Source organism: Streptomyces sp. NPDC053665, assembly GCF_055585285.1.
Window position 1 is genome coordinate 456,371 of the sequence record NZ_JBVJKK010000003.1, and the last position, 15,503, is coordinate 471,873.

17 protein-coding genes are annotated in these 15,503 nt (G+C 71.9%); 6 read left to right on the forward strand and 11 right to left on the reverse strand.

What is annotated here, in order from left to right; genetic code table 11:
- Positions 1–54 precede the first annotated feature (54 nt).
- From ACZ6ZN_RS15060 to ACZ6ZN_RS15075, 4 genes are all read right to left on the reverse strand, one after another.
- On the reverse strand, positions 55–429 hold the full coding sequence (locus ACZ6ZN_RS15060) for a hypothetical protein (RefSeq protein ID WP_398106853.1): 375 nt from the start codon (positions 427–429) through the stop codon (positions 55–57).
- Positions 426–722, reverse strand: a complete 297-nt coding sequence (locus tag ACZ6ZN_RS15065) for a hypothetical protein (protein WP_469646319.1) — start codon at positions 720–722, stop codon at positions 426–428. The genes ACZ6ZN_RS15060 and ACZ6ZN_RS15065 overlap by 4 nt, the downstream gene beginning before the upstream one ends.
- A 75-nt stretch (positions 723–797) precedes the next feature.
- Entirely contained in the window at positions 798–1,259 is a 462-nt protein-coding gene (locus tag ACZ6ZN_RS15070; protein WP_469646321.1) for a hypothetical protein, read from the reverse strand.
- Positions 1,260–1,713: 454 nt separating this feature from the next.
- Complete coding sequence (locus ACZ6ZN_RS15075) at positions 1,714–2,634, reverse strand: helix-turn-helix transcriptional regulator (RefSeq protein WP_469646323.1); 921 nt, start codon at positions 2,632–2,634, stop codon at positions 1,714–1,716.
- Between the two features lie 179 nt (positions 2,635–2,813).
- Here ACZ6ZN_RS15075 and ACZ6ZN_RS15080 point away from each other — a divergent pair, with 179 nt between their 5' ends.
- Entirely contained in the window at positions 2,814–3,854 is a 1,041-nt protein-coding gene (locus ACZ6ZN_RS15080; RefSeq protein ID WP_398106849.1) for an NAD(P)-dependent alcohol dehydrogenase, read from the forward strand.
- Between the two features lie 177 nt (positions 3,855–4,031).
- Complete coding sequence (locus tag ACZ6ZN_RS15085) at positions 4,032–4,415, forward strand: VOC family protein (RefSeq protein WP_469646325.1); 384 nt, start codon at positions 4,032–4,034, stop codon at positions 4,413–4,415.
- 28 nt (positions 4,416–4,443) lie between these two features.
- Here the strand turns inward: ACZ6ZN_RS15085 and ACZ6ZN_RS15090 are convergent, their stop codons facing one another.
- The 4 genes from ACZ6ZN_RS15090 to ACZ6ZN_RS15105 all read right to left on the reverse strand — a co-directional run bounded on the left by ACZ6ZN_RS15090 (position 4,444) and on the right by ACZ6ZN_RS15105 (position 9,220).
- A complete protein-coding gene (locus ACZ6ZN_RS15090; protein WP_469646328.1) occupies positions 4,444–5,367 on the reverse strand; it encodes a DUF5829 family protein in 924 nt (307 codons plus the stop codon).
- Between the two features lie 229 nt (positions 5,368–5,596).
- Complete coding sequence (locus tag ACZ6ZN_RS15095) at positions 5,597–6,787, reverse strand: MFS transporter (protein ID WP_469646330.1); 1,191 nt, start codon at positions 6,785–6,787, stop codon at positions 5,597–5,599.
- A 75-nt stretch (positions 6,788–6,862) separates the two neighbouring features.
- Entirely contained in the window at positions 6,863–7,969 is a 1,107-nt protein-coding gene (locus ACZ6ZN_RS15100) for an AI-2E family transporter (protein WP_451876668.1), read from the reverse strand.
- Positions 7,970–8,101: 132 nt separating this feature from the next.
- A complete protein-coding gene (locus ACZ6ZN_RS15105) occupies positions 8,102–9,220 on the reverse strand; it encodes a hypothetical protein (protein ID WP_469646333.1) in 1,119 nt (372 codons plus the stop codon).
- Positions 9,221–9,393: 173 nt separating this feature from the next.
- Between ACZ6ZN_RS15105 and ACZ6ZN_RS15110 the strand changes: the two genes are divergently transcribed.
- Positions 9,394–10,548, forward strand: a complete 1,155-nt coding sequence (locus ACZ6ZN_RS15110; protein WP_451876646.1) for a cystathionine gamma-synthase — start codon at positions 9,394–9,396, stop codon at positions 10,546–10,548.
- A gap of 22 nt (positions 10,549–10,570) precedes the next feature.
- Here ACZ6ZN_RS15110 and ACZ6ZN_RS15115 read toward each other — a convergent pair whose 3' ends face one another.
- The 3 genes from ACZ6ZN_RS15115 to ACZ6ZN_RS15125 form a co-directional block, all read right to left on the reverse strand.
- On the reverse strand, positions 10,571–10,819 hold the full coding sequence (locus ACZ6ZN_RS15115; protein WP_451876647.1) for a hypothetical protein: 249 nt from the start codon (positions 10,817–10,819) through the stop codon (positions 10,571–10,573).
- A 37-nt stretch (positions 10,820–10,856) separates the two neighbouring features.
- Positions 10,857–11,357, reverse strand: coding sequence for a sigma factor-like helix-turn-helix DNA-binding protein (locus ACZ6ZN_RS15120; protein WP_398106843.1), 501 nt, complete (start codon positions 11,355–11,357; stop codon positions 10,857–10,859).
- Between the two features lie 199 nt (positions 11,358–11,556).
- Positions 11,557–12,063: a MarR family winged helix-turn-helix transcriptional regulator gene (locus tag ACZ6ZN_RS15125; protein WP_398107120.1), complete on the reverse strand. Its 507-nt coding sequence runs from the start codon at positions 12,061–12,063 to the stop codon at positions 11,557–11,559.
- Between the two features lie 164 nt (positions 12,064–12,227).
- Between ACZ6ZN_RS15125 and ilvA the strand changes: the two genes are divergently transcribed.
- From ilvA to ACZ6ZN_RS15140, 3 genes are all read left to right on the forward strand, one after another.
- Positions 12,228–13,457, forward strand: coding sequence for a threonine ammonia-lyase (gene ilvA / locus ACZ6ZN_RS15130; RefSeq protein ID WP_469646337.1), 1,230 nt, complete (start codon positions 12,228–12,230; stop codon positions 13,455–13,457).
- Positions 13,458–13,636: 179 nt separating this feature from the next.
- A complete protein-coding gene (locus ACZ6ZN_RS15135) occupies positions 13,637–14,614 on the forward strand; it encodes an ATP-binding cassette domain-containing protein (RefSeq protein WP_469646340.1) in 978 nt (325 codons plus the stop codon).
- Positions 14,611–15,468 (forward strand): ABC transporter permease, encoded by an 858-nt coding sequence (locus ACZ6ZN_RS15140; protein ID WP_398106840.1) that lies wholly within the window; start codon positions 14,611–14,613, stop codon positions 15,466–15,468. Before ACZ6ZN_RS15135 ends, ACZ6ZN_RS15140 begins: the two co-directional genes overlap by 4 nt.
- The last annotated feature ends 35 nt before the right edge of the window (positions 15,469–15,503 follow it).

Here is a 15,503-nt window from a genome sequence, read left to right on the forward strand (position 1 = left end):
GCCGGAACGCAATGGCCCGCCGGTTTCTTCCGGCGGGCCATTACAGGTCGGAGCTCAGGTGCACCGCACGTCGGGACCCTCGACGATGGACGTCGCGGCACCGGTTCCAGTTTGATAGCCCGTGTCGAACTTCTCCGGGCGGACATCGCAGAAGTCGAACGTCTTGCTGTAGGCGCCGATTCTTACTCTCAGACCGACGTTGAACGCGACGGGTTCTATCTCTCCGGATACACGTGTCTTACCGGCGGCCCTGTCGATGCAGGTCGTGACAGTGCCTCGGAACCCGTGGGTTTCCAGCGGGTAGGTCTTCTTGGAACAAGTGGGGGCACTGGCCTTGGCGACGGCCGGCGTCGCGATCGCGCCAAGACCGGCCGCCGCAACCAGGCAAGTGGCGGCTGTTGCCGTGGCCTTCGAGATGAGATGCTTCATTTCACGTCCTTCACTACGGCGATGATGTGCCACGCGGCAGTCACATGTGCGAGCGTGGCGGCCCACCATCCCCAGAGCTCGACGTCCCTGCGGCGTAGGACGACACACCAGTGGTGGATCAACAGGCCCACGCTCCATGCCCACACGGGCCATGCCACGAAGGAAGCCCAACTGCGTGCCCCGAAAACGTAGTCGAGAGCGACAACGAACATCAGGATGAGGGATGGCACAAGCCAGTCCAGGGTGCCGACGTATGTGTCAGGCGCTTTGCCTTCATGGCGCATCGTGTGCATGTGACGTCTCCAGAAAGAGGGCGGATGCGGCTGTCCGCGCGGTCGGGTGCGAACAGCCGCATCCGAAAACCCGGCCTAGGCCATGCCCCGAAGGATCTGGTAGATCGTGTAGAGGTCAAAGCCCCACTTGATGGCCCAGCGCAGAGCGGCGGGCACCTTGTCGGCGTACCACACCTTGAACTTGGAGTAGCTGGACTTGGCTGCGGCGGCCCAGCCCTTCACCTTCTTGAGCAGCTTGATGATGCCGGAAAGGCGATGCTGGACCACGGCCTCGGTCGTGGTGTTGCTGGAGTACAGAGCGTCGCGCTCTGCGGTGGTCAGCTCGGCTTCAGCGATGAGCGCCTGGCCCTCGGCCGAGTTGAGGTAGTTGACGAACTCGGCGTGCGTGGTCACGTCACTCGCGGCGCGGACGGCGACGCTCTGGAAGGTGCGCTCGCTGTTCCGGTGCTCCTGCGCCGCGGCCATGGGGGCGGCAACGCCTAAGGTAACTGCGGCCAACGCCACGCTGACGCCTATACGGATGTAGCGACGATTCACTATCCTGGTCCTTCGGGTAGGACGGTGCGGGCGCTTTCCTCGGTGCACTGCTGGCCTGGAAACCGTGTGCGTCGATGCAGTTGGCGCCCGCACCCCCGGCCTTGGTGCCGGAGGCGGTTCACACCGTAACCCGCTGTAGATCAGTGAATCCAGATCTCTCCGAGGCTGCGCCTTGATTCGTTCTTTGTGGCGAAATGGGACACAAAGGGAGATCGTTGATCAACTGTTCCGGACAATTGTCGTTGATCAGCATCAACCGGCGCTGGCGTCATAAGCGGACTGTCCGATACCGCCGTGTAGGTTTCTCAAATTCCGCTCAACTGCGATGGCCTCGTGCTGATGTGGCAGCCCCTATGGAGAACAGCGTGCGGGCGAAAGAAAACGTCACACAGGGAGCCGCTGCGGGTCTGTGTGCCCCCCCCCCGCGTACCTTCTCGACACGTGTGCGGCTGGATCATTGCGAGGGTGTTGAAGTGTCCGTCGAGGCCCCCGCGCGGGTCGCGTCCGTGCCCCAGCTGGCCAGCAGGCGCAGGGCCTCGGCGGAGGCGGTGTCCGGGTCCGCGTGGTAGGTGATCAGGGACTGCTCCGCGTCGTCGACCAGGCGGAACGTCTCGAAGGACAGGGTCAGGTCGCCCACCAGGGGGTGGCGCAGGCGCTTGACGCCGTGGCTCTTCTCCTTCACGTCGTGGGCGGCCCAGAGGCGGCGGAACTCCTCGCTCTTCACCGACAGCTCGCCGACCAGCGCCGACAGCTGCGGGTCGTCCGGGTGGCAGCCCGCGTCCATGCGCAGGTAGCCGACGATGTCGGCCGCCTTCTGGTCCCACTCGACGAACAGGTCGCGGTACTCGGGCCGCAGGAACACCAACCGCGCCCAGTTCCGCTCCTGCGCCGGCAGCTCCGCCCAGTCCCCGAAGAGGGCCGCGGCCATCCGGTTCCAGGCCAGTACGTTCGTACGGCGCCCGACCACGTACGCCGGCACGCTGTCGATCGCATCGAGCAGGTGCCGCAGCGCCGGCCGCACCTGCTGGCTGCGCGCCGCCGGCTTCTTCTTGTGCTGCTTCGGCTTCGCCAGGTGCGTCAGATGCGCGTGCTCCGCGCCGCTCAGCCGCAGGGCGCGTGCGATGGCGTCGAGCACCTCCGCCGACACGTTGTGCCCGTTGCCCTGCTCCAGCCGCGTGTAGTAGGCCACGGACACCCCGGCGAGCTGCGCCAGCTCCTCCCGGCGCAGCCCGGGCACCCGGCGCCGCCCGAAGTCGGGCAGTCCGACGTCCTCGGGCTTCAGCCGCGCCCGCCGCGTGCGCAGGAACTCGCTGAGTTCGGCCCGCCGGTCCAGGCCGCCGCCGCTGCCGGGGGTGGTTTCGGGCTGTACGTCCATGCCGTCCAGTATTCCTGGTCGTACGCACACGAGCCTGACCCCGCCAGTGGTACGCACGGTGTGCGTACGCAAAAGCGTGGTCTGGGTAGCGACGCCGGGATCGCGCAGGCTGGTGGACGTGCCCGGGCGGAAGATCCAGAAGGCAGCCGGGCACACCCCGTCGCTAGGAGAACCCCGGCATGACCACCGTCGCTGCGTACGCCGCTCCCGCCCCCAAGGCCCCGCTGGAGCGCACCACCATCGAACGCCGCCAGGTCGGCGAGTACGACGTCCTGATCGACATCAAGTTCGCCGGCATCTGCCACTCCGACATCCACCAGGCCAACGAGGGCTGGGGCGAGGGCATCTTCCCGATGGTCCCCGGCCACGAGATCGCCGGTGTCGTCTCCGAGGTCGGCTCCGGCGTGACGAAGTTCGCCGTGGGCGACCGCGTGGGCGTCGGCTGCATGGTCGACTCCTGCCGCGAGTGCGAGAACTGCAAGGCCGGCCGCGAGCAGTACTGCGTCAAGGGCAACATCCCGACCTACAACGGCATCGGCAAGGACGGCGAGCCCACCTACGGCGGCTACTCGCAGAAGGTCGTCGTCGACGAGAACTTCGTCGTCCGCATCCCCGACGGCCTGTCCCTGGACGTCGCCGCCCCGCTGCTGTGCGCCGGCATCACCCTCTACTCGCCGCTCAAGCGCTTCGGCGCCGGCCCCGGCAAGAAGGTCGCCATCGTGGGCCTCGGCGGTCTCGGCCACATGGGCGTGAAGATCGCGCACGCGCTCGGCGCCGAGGTGACCGTGCTGTCGCAGTCGCTGCGCAAGCGCGAGGACGGCCTGAAGCTGGGCGCGGACCACTACCACGCCACCAGCGACCCGAAGACCTTCGAGGAGCTGGCCGGCACCTTCGACCTGATCGTCTCCACCGTCTCGGCCCCGCTGGACTTCGGCGCGTACCTGTCGCTGCTGAAGACCGAGGGCACCCTGGCCAACGTCGGCGCCCCCGAGGAGCCCATCTCCCTGAACCTGTTCTCGGTGATCGGCGGCGGCAAGTCGCTCGCCGGCTCCATGATCGGCGGCATCGCCGAGACCCAGGAGATGCTCGACTTCTGCGCCGAGCACGGCCTGGGCGCCGAGATCGAGCTGATCCGCGCCGACCAGGTCAACGAGGCCTACGAGCGCGTGCAGGCCAGCGACGTGCGGTACCGCTTCGTGATCGACACGGCCACCATCTGAGACCGGACGGTCGCCGTACGACACACCCGGGCCCCGGCCACGAGCCGGCGCCCCCGCACCGAGGGCCCCGGCCACGAGCCGGGGCCCTCGGGCGTTCCTGGTGCGCGCGCCCGCGCACCCGGGTAGACAGGGGGGGAGTGCACCACGGGTTCACCGCTCCGTCAGGGGAGGCCCGCCATGACCGTGCAGCTGGACCACACCATCGTCGCCTCGCACGACAAGCGCGCGTCGGCCCGGTTCCTCGCCGGCATCCTGGGGCTGGAGGTCGGCCCGCCCTACGGCCCGTTCCTCCCGGTCGAGATCCCCAACGGCGTCACCCTCGACTTCATGGACAGCCCCGGAGCCATCACGCCGCAGCACTACGCCTTCCTCGTCTCGGAGGAGGAGTTCGACGTGATCTTCGGCCGCATCCGGGAGGACGGGGTGACGTACTGGGCGGATCCCTTCCACAGCCGCCCCGGCGAGATCAACCACCACGACGGCGGCCGCGGCACCTACTTCGACGACCCCGACGGCCACCGGCTGGAGATCATCACCAGGCCCTACGGCAGCGGCGGCTGATCCCTGACCGGATCCGGACGACAGCGCCCTAGCCCCGGCCCTCGAAGGTCCACACGGCACGGGGGCCCGGCCCGACCACGAGGCCGGAGTGCCCGATCCGCTCCACGTGCCGGTGGGGCACCGCCCTGTTCAGGGACAGGTCCACGCGCTTGAGCCCGACCCGGTCGAGCGGCGCGACGTCGAACCTCAGCGTCGTCCCGCCGCCCTTCGCGACGACGCCCCCGTCCTCGGTGGAGCGGACCCGGAAGCCGCCGGCCCTCAGCAGGGGAACGGTGGCGGCGAGGTCGCGGGCGGTCACCGCGAGGCGGATGCCCGTCACGTCCCGCATCAGGTGCTCGCGGTAGCCGTCGGACAGGTAGCGCTCACGCCCCACGTCACCGGGGTGCGCGGCGGGCTCGGTGCCGCTGCGCGGGTCGGCGAAGTACTCGGGCCGGTACTCCATGCCCCACGCGCCGAACAGGTCGTACTCGCCGGTGGTGAAGACCGCGTCGAACCAGGGCACGGGCACGCCGTCGCCGAAGTCGCGGGTCTGGCGGAACCGGACCGGGTCGGTGACGCCCTCCTCGCGCAGCCGGGCGACCACGGTCTCCAGGTCGCCCGCCCGCTCGACGGAGACGCCCAGGCCCGCGGCACCGAGGGTGCCGTCCTTGCCGGGGACGTCGCCGATCCCGAGCAGCTCGAGGTAGGTCTCGCGGCCCATCAGGTAGCGGCCGGTCCAGGTCTGCCCGTCGGCACCGGTGGTGGTGCGGACCTGGAAGTTCGCGAACCGGCGGAGGTAGGCGGAGTGCTCGATGGCGTCGGCGGTCTCCCGGTCGAGGACGCCGTATGCGTGGTTGTAGAACAGCAGTTGCCGCCCGTCCCCGCCCTGCCCGGCGTGCGCCGTGCCCTGGACCGCCCCGGCGAGGGCCAGGACGACGACCATGATCACCTGTAACGCTCGTCTGAGAACCATGCGAGGGAGCGTAGGGCGGGAACGGCGGCCTCCGCCGGGGTTCCCGGGAGGGGAACGGAGACCTCCGCCGACGTTCCGGGAGTGGAGTGACGGCCTCCGCCGGGGTTCGGGGAGGGGAGCGACGGCCTCCGCCGGGGACCTGGGATGGGGAGCGACGGCCTCCGCCGGGTTCCCGGAGGGGAGCGACGGCCTCCGTCGGGTTCCGGGGAGGGGAGCGCCGGGCCCGCGCTCAGGCCCCGGCCCGTACCGGGCGGCGCAGCAGATACACCGCGGCCGTGGTGACCAGGACGCCCATGCACGCGATGAACACCAGCCCGGCGCCCTGGAGGCCGAGCGGTTCCGTCAGCAGCCCCACGCCGATCACCGGGACCGAGATCCCGGCGTACGCCACGACGAACAGCGTCGAGATCACCGCCGCCCTCCGGTCCGCCGGAGACGCCGCGGCCACCGCGGACAGCGCCCCGCGGAACGCCAGTCCCTGCCCGACACCGCCGACGAGCGCGCTCAGCACCACCAGCGCCAGCAGGTTCCAGAGCAGGGCGCCCGCGAGCAGCAGCAGACCCGCGAACAGGACGGAGCAGCCCAGCGGCAGGGACCGGCCGACGCCGACGCGCCCGACCGCGAGCTGCCCGGCGGTCGAGGAGAAGAAGGCCAGGGCGACGACCAGTCCGCTCACGGCGTGGTCGTGCAGATCCAGGGACTCGGCGAGGAACGCCGGGCTGACGGCCGTGAACACCCCGAACAACGCGAACCCGACGAACGAGGCGGTCGCCGCCGGGCCGAACACGGCCCGCACCTGCGCGGGCAGCGCGGGCCGCTGGGGCCGGACGGTGCGCGGCGGCCGCAGCTCCCGCACGGTCTCCGGCAGGCGCAGCAGGACGGCGGCCGACAGCACCACCAGGGCCAGGTGCACGGCGAACGGCAGGGAGAGCGGCCAGGGAGCGTACTGGGCGAGCAGCCCGGCCAGCAGCGGACCGCAGCCGAGACCGCCCATGTTGGCGGCGGTCGCCACGAAGGTGGCCCGGGAGGCGCCGCCGCGGGGCGCCAGCTCCATCACGTACGCCGTGGCCGCGCCCGTGAACAGGCCCGCGGACAGTCCCGACAGCAGCCGGCCCGCGTACAGCCAGCCCAGCCCCGTCGCGCACAGGAAGCAGACGGCGCTGGCCGCCGAGAACCCGAGGCCGCCCAGCAGCACCAGCCGCCGGCCCACGGCGTCGGAGGCGTTGCCGGCCAGCAGCAGCACGCCGATGACGGCGAAGGCGTACACCGCGTAGACGACGGTCACGGTGAGCTCGGAGAAGCCGAGTTCCGCCTGGTAGAGGGGGTACAGCGGGGTGGGCAGGGTGGTCCCGGCCATGCACACGGCGAACACGGCGCCGGCGAGCAAGCAGCGGAGCCATCCCGGACGATCACCGTTCATGCGCCGACGGTATCCCTGCGGAGCCCCGCCACCGGGCCGACAGGGCGGCGACCGCGGGGACGCGACGGGCGGCCGTCAGGGGGTGACGGGGGCACCGGCCGTGTCGGTGCCGTCCGGGTCCCCGCCGGCCGCCGGGTCGACGAGCTGTTCGCGGACGTAGTTCCACACCACCGCGATCAGCGCCACGACGGGCACGGCGAGCAGGCTGCCGACGATGCCGGCGAGGCTGCCGCCCAGGGTCACCGCCAGCAGGACCACGGCCGCGTGCAGTCCGAGGCCCCGGCTCTGGATCATGGGCTGGAAGACGTTGCCCTCCAGCTGCTGCACCACGACGATGATGCCCAGCACGATCAGCGCGTCCATGAGCCCGTTGGACACGAGCGCGATGAGGACCGCGACGAACCCCGCGAAGAAGGCGCCGATGATCGGCACGAACGCCGACACGAACGTCAGCACCGCCAGAGGCAGCACCAGCGGCACGTCCAGGATCCACAGGCCCAGGCCGATCAGCACGGCGTCGATCAGACCGACGGCGGCCTGCGACCGCACGAACGCGCCGAGGGTCGCCCAGCCGCGGTCGAAGACGGTCGGCACGTCGGTGGCGAGCCGACCGGGCAGCTGACGGCCGAGCCAGGGCAGGAACCGCGGCCCGTCCTTGAGGAAGAAGAACATCAGGAACAGCGCGAGGACGGCCGTGACGACCCCGTTCACCACGGTGCTCACGCCCGTGACGACCGCGCCGACCATGCTGCCCACGCCCTCCTGGGCGCGGGCGACGGCACTGTCGAACGCCTTGTTGATCTGCGCGTCCCCGATGTTCAGCGGCGGCCCGGCCGCCCACTCGCGCAGGCGCTGGATGCCTTCCACGACCCCGTCGGTCAGCTCGCCGGACTGCGAGGCCACCGGCACGGCGATCAGCGCCACGACGCCCGCGGCGAGCAGCAGGAACAGCACCGTCACCACGGACGCGGCCAGCGCGGGCGGCCACCCGCGCCGGCGCAGGTACCGGGCGGCGGGCCAGGTCAGGGTGGTCATCAGCAGCCCGACCACGAGCGGCCACACGATCGACCACATCCGGCCCAGCAACCACAGGGCGACCGCCGTCGCGGCGAACACCAGCAGGAACTCGGCGGACACCCGCGCGCTTATCCGCAGCGCGGCACGGGACTTGTCGGAACTCAGGGGCGCAGTCACGCAGGCACCCTATTGGGTGCCCCCCGGACACCGGACCCCACCCGTCACCTCCGGTTCCCCGCCCTCAGCCCCCGGCCCGGGCCACCCCCACCGGGCAGGGCCGGTGCCGGGCGCTCCGGCTCAGTGCGGCAGGCTCGCCGGGCTGCCGCCGTTCGCCTCGTAGCCCGCCACCGCCAGCGCCCGGTACACCGCGAACTCCGCCGCCGGGTCGGCGGACAGCGTCCACGGCAGGGCGCCCACATGGCCGTCGACGTGCACCAGCTGGCTCATCGCCTCCGACCAGCGCTCGCTGCGGACCAGGAAGAACACCAGCATGTGCCGCACGTGCGCCAGCATCGGGTCGTCCGGGCGGGCCGAATGGACCGCGTGCAGCGCGCCGTGCACCGCCTTGGTGACGACCTCGCTCTGCCAGAAGCTGCTGACCAGCGTCACCTCGGGAAGGTGCTCGAACACCGCGAACAGCGGCATGGCCGCCAGCAGGGAGCCCTGCGGGGCGCGGGCCGCCGCGGCCTCCGCGAACGCGTACGCCTCCTGCCGCGAGCCGTGCCACTTCTCGCACCAGTAGTGCAGCGCGGCCAGATGCGCCCCCATGTGGACCGGGGTGCGGTCCAGGATCTTCAGCCACACCTGCTCGAAGTCCTTCTGCGAGTAGGCCAGTCCGCGGGCCACCGACAGCTCCACGATGGCGGGGACCGGATCGCCCGGGGCGAGCAGCGCGGCCTCGCCGCACGCCGCCCTGGCCTCCTCCATGATGATCCGGAACTCGTCCGACCCGGGCGTGGCCGTGCGCCACGCCTGCTGGACCAGGAACTCGGCGTGCACCGCGGCGCCGCCCGCGTCCTTGGGCGCCTCGGCCCGCCACACCCGCAGCCACTGGCCGCCCGGCGCGTCGCTCACCCCGCCGGGCCGCCGGGCCAGCTCCAGCGAGGCCGCTCCCGCGAAGGCCTGCACGCGCTGCCAGCGGCGCTCGCCCTCGGCCTCCGTGCCCGCGAGGAGCTGCTGGGCCGCGCGGTAGTCCTGCGTGCGCTGCACCACGTCCAGGACGTCCAGCAGGTCCTGGTCGGGGCCGGGCATGCGGATGTCGAGCTCCTCCTCGCGGACGAATCCGTAGTTCGCCGGGTCCGCCGCGTCCGGGTGGTCGGGCGAGACCAGCCCGACCGCACCGCGCCTGCGCCGCAGGAAGGGAAGCAGCACGAAGCCCAGCATGACCAGCGCGATCAGGACCCAGAGAATCTCCATGCGTCAAGCGAACCAGACCGCGCCGACAATTGGCCAACCTGCTCCCCGCACCTGTGGAGAACCCCGCCGCGCGGGCGGGCCGGCCCGGGGGAAAACCCTCGGAATCGCCGCTGCGGCGCCCGCGCCGCCCCGTCCCCCGGCACTCGGCGTCCCGGCGCACTACCCTCGGGCCCATGAGCGACAGGCACATCAGTCAGCACTTCGAGACGCTCGCGATCCACGCGGGCAACACCGCCGACCCGTTGACGGGCGCGGTCGTCCCGCCGATCTACCAGGTCTCCACCTACAAGCAGGACGGCGTCGGCGGCCTGCGCGGCGGCTACGAGTACAGCCGCAGCGCCAATCCGACCAGGACCGCGCTGGAGGAGAACCTCGCCGCCCTCGAGGGCGGCCGCCGCGGTCTCGCGTTCGCGTCCGGGCTGGCGGCCGAGGACTGCCTGCTGCGCACGCTGCTCGCCCCCGGCGACCACGTGGTCATCCCCAACGACGCCTACGGCGGCACGTTCCGGCTGTTCGCCAAGGTCGTCGCCCGCTGGGGAGTCGAGTGGTCGGTGGCCGACACCAGCGACCCGGCGGCCGTGCGCGCCGCCCTCACGCCCAGGACCAAGGTCGTCTGGGTGGAGACCCCCTCCAACCCGCTGCTCGGCATCACCGACATCGCCGCCGTCGCCCAGGTCGCCCGGGACGGGGGCGCCCGCCTCGTCGTCGACAACACCTTCGCCACCCCCTACCTCCAGCAGCCGCTGGCGCTCGGCGCGGACGTCGTCGTGCACTCCCTGACCAAGTACATGGGCGGCCACTCCGACGTCGTCGGCGGCGCGCTGATCACGGCCGACGCCGAGCTGGGCGAGGAACTGGCCTTCCACCAGAACGCCATGGGCGCCGTCGCCGGTCCCTTCGACTCCTGGCTGGTGCTGCGCGGCACCAAGACGCTCGCCGTGCGCATGGACCGGCACAGCGAGAACGCCGCCAAGGTCGCCGACATGCTGTCCCGCCACCCGCGCGTGACGAGCGTGCTGTACCCGGGCCTGCCGGAGCACCCCGGCCACGAGGTCGCCGCCAAGCAGATGAAGTCCTTCGGCGGCATGATCTCCTTCCGGGTCGAGGGCGGCGAGCAGGCGGCCGTCGAGGTCTGCAACCGCGCCCAGGTGTTCACCCTGGGCGAGTCCCTCGGCGGCGTCGAGTCGCTGATCGAGCACCCGGGCCGGATGACGCACGCGTCCGTGGCCGGCTCGCTGCTGGAGGTCCCCGGCGACCTGGTGCGGCTGTCGGTCGGCATCGAGAACGCCGACGACCTGCTCGGCGACCTGCAGCAGGCGCTCGGCTAGGACCGGGGCGTCCCGGCCAAGGTCACCAGCCGGACAGGGGTGGAGTCGTCTCCGACGGCGGCTCCACCCAGGGCTGGACGGTCAGCGCCCACACGGTGAACGCCGTGGCGGCCGCGACGAGCAGCAGCCACATCAGACGGCGCGCCAGCGCCCTGCGCCGCAGCATCCGGCCGCCCCGGCGCACCGCCTCCGCGTAAATCCCGGGCGGCACGGTGCGCTGCCCCTGCTCCAGCATCCGCCGCAGGGCGGCCTCCCGGTCGCCGCCCCTCATGCCCGGCCCCCGCCGCGCGCCGCACGGGACGAGCCGGTCATGACGGCACCGCCTTGGCCGCCGTGACGGCCGGTGCGCCAGGGCCCGGCCGGTGCAGCAGGGCCGACTTCGCCCGGTGGCAGATCGCCCGCACCCGCTCCGGGGACAGGCCGAGCAGGGCCGCCACCTGCTCCTCGGCGACGCCCTCGTGGAGCCGGAGCACCAGGACCAGCCGCTCCTGCGGGGTGAGGGACGCCAGCGGCCCGGCGGCCGGGGCCCGCCGCCGGAGGGCGGCGTGGTGGTGCCATGCGCCCCGGGCGAAGCGGGTGGCCAGGTACTGCCGGGTGCGGTCGTACGGGTCGTCGCCGCGCAGCCGGTCCCAGCACGCGTACGTGTGGGCCAGCGCCAGGGTCAGCAGGCGCCGCGCGCGGGGGTTGTCGTCCGGGGGCTCGGCGGTGAGCAGGGTGGCGGCGTGCAGCAGCCGCCCGGCCGCGCCCGCGACGAACGCCTCGAACTCACGGGCCCGGCGGGCTGCCTGGACAGCGTGCCGCTCTCGCACCGCGCCTCCCGCCCGACGGCGACCCCGGGGATGCGGTCCCGGCCGCATCCGGCGGGGACCCGATCTCATATCAGACCGGCGACGCCCCCGCGGTCAAGAGCCGCGCAGCCGAACGACCGTTCACGCGCGCCGCCCGGGCGACGGTGTCGGCGTCCGCCTCCGAGTGCCACGCGCGTGTGCGGCCCGTTCGTACGGGTGGTCAGGACTCGGGCTGGGCCTCCGGGCCCGGCACGCCCTGCGCCGACATCCGGGAGGACAGCGCGCTGTTGAAGCGGGTCAGGAGCGAGCAGAACGCCTCGCGTTCCTCCGGCTGCCAGTCCTGGGTCAGCTCGGCCATCAACTGGCGGCGCGAGGAGCGCACTTCCTCCAGGCGGGCCTGCCCGCGCGGGGAGAGCTGCAGGACCACCGCGCGTCCGTCCTCGGGGTGCGAGGTGCGCTTGACGAGGCCGGTGTCGACGAGCGGAGCCACCTGGCGGGTGACCGTCGAGGAGTCGATCCCCATGCTCGCGGCGAGCGCCTTGACGCCCATGGGGCCTTCCTTGTCCAGACGGTTGAGCAGCAGGTAGGCGGCGCGGTCCATGGAGTTGCGCACCTGCCCCACCCCGCCGAGCCGGGTCTGTTCGGCACGGCGGGCGAACAGCGCCACCTCGTGCTGCAGCGTGTCGAGGAGACCGCTGTCACCGACGGTCGTCATGTCCATCGACATTCCAGGTGTTGTGGGCATGGCCGGGGGCTCACTTCGTGGAGGGCTGGCAGATTGGGGGACAGGGTACGCGGCCGGGGGGCGGGCCGTACCGGCGCTGCGCAAAGCGGGTCTCGGAGGTTGGTCACAACGGTCGTTCCCGCCCGTGAACTGCGATGCTGGGAGCCATGAGCTACAGCACGGCTGACTCCTTGCGCTCGGTCACCCTCGACGACGTGCGCGGTGCCCAGAAGATGCTCGCGGGCGTGGCGCGGGCGACCGCGCTGGAGGGCAGCAGGCACCTGTCCCGGATGGTGGGCGCGCCGGTCCACCTGAAGTGCGAGAACCTCCAGCGGACGGGCTCGTTCAAGCTGCGCGGCGCCTATGTCAGGATCTCCGGCCTGCTGCCCGAGGAGCGCGCGGCCGGTGTGGTCGCGGCGAGCGCCGGGAACCACGCGCAGGGCGTGGCGCTCGCGTCGTCGCTGCTCGGCGTGCGTTCGACGGTGTTCATGCCCCAGGGCGCCCCGCTGCCGAAGGTCAGCGCGACCCGGGAGTACGGCGCCGAGGTGCGGCTGCACGGGCAGGTCGTCGACGAGACGCTCGCCGCCGCGCAGGAGTACGCGGCCGAGACGGGCGCGGTGTTCATCCACCCCTTCGACCACCCCGACGTCATCGCCGGGCAGGGCACGGTGGGGCTGGAGATCCTCGATCAGTGCCCCGAGGCCGCGACGATCGTCGTCGGGATCGGCGGTGGCGGGCTGGCCGCCGGGATCGCGGTGGCCGTCAAGGCCCTGCGGCCCGACGTGCGGATCGTGGGCGTGCAGGCGGCGGGCGCGGCCGCCTATCCGCCGTCGCTGGCGGCGGGACGGCCGGTGACGGTCGACAACCCGGCCACGATGGCCGACGGCATCAAGGTCGGACGGCCCGGTGACGTGCCGTTCGGCATCATCGGCGAGCTGGTCGACGAGGTGCGCACGGTCAGCGAGGACGAGCTGTCCGCCGCGCTGCTGCTGTGCCTGGAGAGGGCGAAGCTGGTGGTGGAGCCGGCCGGGGCGAGCCCGGTCGCGGCCCTGCTGAGCGCCCCCGGCTCCTTCACGGGCCCGGTAGTCGCGGTGCTGTCCGGCGGCAACGTCGACCCGGTGCTGATGGAGCGGGTGCTGCGGCACGGCATGGCCGCGCAGGGCCGCTACCTGGCGGTCCGGCTGCGGCTGACGGACCGGCCCGGCGCCCTGGCGCACCTGCTGGGCGTGTTGTCGCAGGCCGACGCCAACGTCCTGGACGTGCGCCACGTGCGGACCGACCCGCGGCTGGGGCTCACGGAGGCGGAGGTGGAACTGCACCTGGAGACCAAGGGGCCGGCGCACTGCGCCGAGGTGGGCCGGTCGTTGCGCGGAGCGGGTTACACGATCATGGACTGAGGTGCCGCGGACCCGGCCGGTCCGCGGCCGGTTAGTGATCACGGAGTGCGACGCGCGGAAACTCATTGTAAGACGCGATACATCGCGTTATGGTGTGTCCGTGAGCAACCTCACCGGACGGACGTCCGGCAACCTCACCGGACGTCCGTCCGGGAATCCCCGAAGACGTGGAGACTCATATGCCAGGCGCCATTCATGCCGAAGGGCTGGTCAAGACCTTCGGTGACGTCAGGGCCTTGGACGGCGTCGACCTGGACGTGCCCGAGGGCACCGTCCTCGGTCTGCTCGGGCCGAACGGCGCGGGCAAGACGACCACCGTCCGCTGCCTGACCACCCTGCTGCGGCCCGACAGGGGGCGGGCGGTCGTCGCCGGGATCGACGTGCTGAAGCAGCCCGACGCGGTCCGCCGCTCCATCGGCCTGTCCGGCCAGTTCGCGGCGGTCGACGAATACCTGACCGGCCGCGAGAACCTCCAGATGGTCGGCCAGCTGTACCAGATGAAGGCCAAGGCGGCGAAGCAGCGCGCGGCCGAGCTGCTGGAGCAGTTCCACCTCACCGACGCCGCCGACCGCCCCACCAAGACCTACTCGGGCGGCATGCGCCGCCGCCTCGACCTCGCCGCCGCCCTCGTCGTCTCCCCGCCCGTGATGTTCATGGACGAGCCGACGACCGGCCTGGACCCGCGCAACCGCCAGCAGCTGTGGGAGGTCATCAAGCAGCTGGTCTCCGGGGGCACGACACTGCTGCTGACCACGCAGTACCTGGAGGAGGCCGACCACCTGGCGCACGACATCGCGGTCGTCGACCACGGCAGGGTCATCGCCAAGGGCACCTCCGACCAGCTCAAGGCCCGCACCGGCGGGGAGCGCGTCGAGCTCGTGGTGCACGAGCGCGAGCACATCGCCACCGCCGCCGAGGTGCTCGCCGGCTTCGGCAAGGGCGACACCAAGGTCGAGGAGCACATGCGCAAGCTCACCACCCCGGTCACCGGCGGCGCCAAGCTCCTGGCCGAGGTCATCCGCGAGCTGGACACCCGCGGCATCGAGATCGACGACATCGGGCTGCGCAGGCCCACCCTCGACGACGTCTTCCTGTCCCTGACGGGGCACGTGGCCGAGACCAAGGACGAGGACAGCGACGAGGAGGCCGCGAAATGAGCGCCGTCACCGACACCGTGCGGGTCGCGCCGGCCGCGAACCCGGTCAGCCAGTCGATCCGGGACTCGATGGTGGTCGCCAAGCGGAACCTGATCCGCATGAGCCGCATCCCCGAGATGATCATCTACGGCCTGATCCAGCCGATCATGTTCGTGGTGCTGTTCACCTACGTCTTCGGCGGCTCCATGCAGATCGGCGACAGCACCAGCGCCACCGACTACAAGAACTTCCTGATGGCCGGCATCTTCGCCCAGACCGTCACCTTCGCCACCGCCAGCTCCGGCGCCGGCATCGCCGACGACATGCACAAGGGCCTCATCGACCGCTTCCGCTCCCTGCCCATGGCACGCGGCGCGGTCCTCACCGGACGCACCCTCGCCGACTCGGTGCAGACGGCCCTCACCCTCGTCGTCCTCGCCGCCGTCGCCCTGCTCGTCGGCTGGCGCGTCGGGTCCGACGGCAGCACCAACGCCGCCAAGGTCCTCGCGGCCTTCGGCCTGCTGCTCCTGCTCGGCTACGCGTTCACCTGGATCGGCGCGCTGATCGGCATGTCCGTGCGGACACCGGAGGCGGCCACCTCCAGCGGCCTCATCTGGCTCTTCCCGGTCACCTTCATCTCCAACGCGTTCGTCGACACCAGCCACATGACCCCCTGGCTGCGGCACATCGCCGAGTGGAACCCCTTCAGCGCCACCGTGCAGGCCTGCCGGGTGCTGTTCGCCAACCCGGGCCGGTCCACCTCGGACGCCTGGCCCATGCAGCACCCCGTGTGGGCCTCGCTGATCTACTCGGTCGTCATCATCGTGGTGTTCCGCACCCTGGCGGTGCGCAAGTACCGCTCCGCGACCGCATGACGAAGCCCCCGGCGCGGTGCGGCGCCGGGGGCAGG

Coding starts and splice junctions, on each gene's coding strand:
- ACZ6ZN_RS15060 (WP_398106853.1), bottom strand. CDS start 429: ATGAAGCATCTCATCTCGAAGGCCACGGCAACAGCCGCCACTTGCCTG.
- ACZ6ZN_RS15115 (WP_451876647.1), bottom strand. CDS start 10,819: ATGAGGGGCGGCGACCGGGAGGCCGCCCTGCGGCGGATGCTGGAGCAG.
- ACZ6ZN_RS15095 (WP_469646330.1), bottom strand. CDS start 6,787: ATGAACGGTGATCGTCCGGGATGGCTCCGCTGCTTGCTCGCCGGCGCC.
- ACZ6ZN_RS15075 (WP_469646323.1), bottom strand. CDS start 2,634: ATGGACGTACAGCCCGAAACCACCCCCGGCAGCGGCGGCGGCCTGGAC.
- ACZ6ZN_RS15125 (WP_398107120.1), bottom strand. CDS start 12,063: ATGTCGATGGACATGACGACCGTCGGTGACAGCGGTCTCCTCGACACG.
- ACZ6ZN_RS15080 (WP_398106849.1), top strand. CDS start 2,814: ATGACCACCGTCGCTGCGTACGCCGCTCCCGCCCCCAAGGCCCCGCTG.
- ACZ6ZN_RS15065 (WP_469646319.1), bottom strand. CDS start 722: ATGCACACGATGCGCCATGAAGGCAAAGCGCCTGACACATACGTCGGC.
- ACZ6ZN_RS15090 (WP_469646328.1), bottom strand. CDS start 5,367: ATGGTTCTCAGACGAGCGTTACAGGTGATCATGGTCGTCGTCCTGGCC.
- ACZ6ZN_RS15105 (WP_469646333.1), bottom strand. CDS start 9,220: ATGGAGATTCTCTGGGTCCTGATCGCGCTGGTCATGCTGGGCTTCGTG.
- ACZ6ZN_RS15135 (WP_469646340.1), top strand. CDS start 13,637: ATGCCAGGCGCCATTCATGCCGAAGGGCTGGTCAAGACCTTCGGTGAC.
- ACZ6ZN_RS15110 (WP_451876646.1), top strand. CDS start 9,394: ATGAGCGACAGGCACATCAGTCAGCACTTCGAGACGCTCGCGATCCAC.
- ilvA (WP_469646337.1), top strand. CDS start 12,228: ATGAGCTACAGCACGGCTGACTCCTTGCGCTCGGTCACCCTCGACGAC.
- ACZ6ZN_RS15140 (WP_398106840.1), top strand. CDS start 14,611: ATGAGCGCCGTCACCGACACCGTGCGGGTCGCGCCGGCCGCGAACCCG.
- ACZ6ZN_RS15085 (WP_469646325.1), top strand. CDS start 4,032: ATGACCGTGCAGCTGGACCACACCATCGTCGCCTCGCACGACAAGCGC.